This is a genomic window from Arthrobacter sp. Y3223164, assembly GCF_059091005.1.
This window is the reverse complement of record NZ_JBNHGF010000565.1, coordinates 1-1336: the sequence shown is the minus strand read 5'-3', so window position 1 is coordinate 1336 and position 1336 is coordinate 1. Positions and strand designations below refer to the sequence as shown.

At 66.3% G+C, this 1336-nt stretch carries 2 protein-coding genes; one reads left to right on the top strand and one right to left on the bottom strand.

Annotated elements, in window-relative coordinates:
- Positions 1 to 355, top strand: a 355-nt coding sequence (locus AC5RUJ_RS16425; protein WP_494093464.1) for a winged helix-turn-helix domain-containing protein, incomplete at its 5' end; no start/stop codon positions are given.
- A gap of 37 nt (positions 356 to 392) precedes the next feature.
- Here the strand turns inward: AC5RUJ_RS16425 and AC5RUJ_RS16420 are convergent.
- The gene (locus tag AC5RUJ_RS16420) at positions 393 to 764 is read right to left on the bottom strand and encodes a hypothetical protein (protein WP_494014281.1); all 372 of its coding nucleotides are present in this window, start codon (positions 762 to 764) and stop codon (positions 393 to 395) included.
- Between the last annotated feature and the right edge of the window lie 572 nt (positions 765 to 1336).

The following is a 1336-nucleotide window of genomic DNA, read 5'->3' as shown; positions in this document are numbered from 1 at the left end:
GGCCGGGGCGGCGAGCCCGGCCGGCGACGGCGTGCTGGAGCACAACGGCATCGTGGTGGACCACCGTGCCCGCACGGTGATCCGGTCCGGGCGCGAGCTGGAACTGACCCGCAGCGAATTCGACCTGCTGTACGCCCTGATGGAAAGCGGCCGGGTGGTGCGGACCAAGGCGGATCTGGTCCGCCGGCTTCGCAACGAGCCCTACAACACCGGCGGCTACATTTCGGACTCCGACGAACGCACGATCGAAGTGCACATGGCCAACCTTCGCCGCAAGCTCGGGGATGACACCAAGTCCCCGCGCTGGATCAAGACAGTGCGCGGGGTTGGCTACAGCCTGGCACCGAAGCGGTGACGCCGCGCGGGCGAGCATTTCCCGCCTGACGGGCGGGCTACTGCAGATGCAGGCTGCGCAGCTGTGACGTCGTCGTCATCCCGCAGGTGCGCAGCTCGTCCAAGAGAGCCGTCGCGGCGTCAAAGAGCCGCCCGTTGACCAGGCCTTCGAGATGTTCCGCCATCTGGCCAAGGCGTCCGGCCCCCACCATGCTGCTGGAGATCTTCAAACTGAGGATCGCGTCCATGGCGTCTTCGGCGTCCCGGGCGAGAATGGCGCTCGAGACCCTTCCAAAGCGGTGTTCCCACAGCCCCACGTAATTGCCGATGAAGCGGCGGCGCATGCTGCCGTCGTGGTCGTCGAGGTCGGTTGCCAGTTTTTCCAGTACTGCCGTTAAGACCAGAGGAATTTCCGGCGAAATGGCCGTCACGAGAACGCCTGGGGACCGGATGCGGAGGACTGCCCGGAAAAGAGCATCGGGCGGCGCCCCTTTCAAACTTGTTGCGACTTCGAACTACTTACATCGTAAGCGACTGCTGGGGCCCGCCGAGGCGTGCAGGCGCAACCTTGGGTAACTCTTGAGCACCAATCTCGATTAAGGGGTGCACGGCCGGGCGGTCCGAACAGGTAACGTGCACGGCGCCGCCGGTATCGGGCAGAGCCTCCGCGCGGACCTGGCGGTCCCCTTAGGCCAAAGCTGAGCAAATCTTCAGCGAAAGCCTCCGCCCCCTTAAGCGGCATCGGTCACAGTGTTGTCTGTGGTTTCAAGCCCCGTGCCCGGGGCCGGAGGCACAGGCTCCATTAGTCCACCATCCGGTGGGAACAGCCCCAGTACCCTGCCCTTGTCCGTCCGGAGGGAGTGCTCCGGACCCGAGGGAGGTGCTGGGGCTGTTTCTGTGCTGTGCTAGCTGCCCAGGCCCGCCCGCCGAAGCGCCTCGGCCATCGCCGTGTCGGCGGAGCCGCCCGGGCCCGGAGTGCGGCCGTCACTGCGTCCGGGCTTGC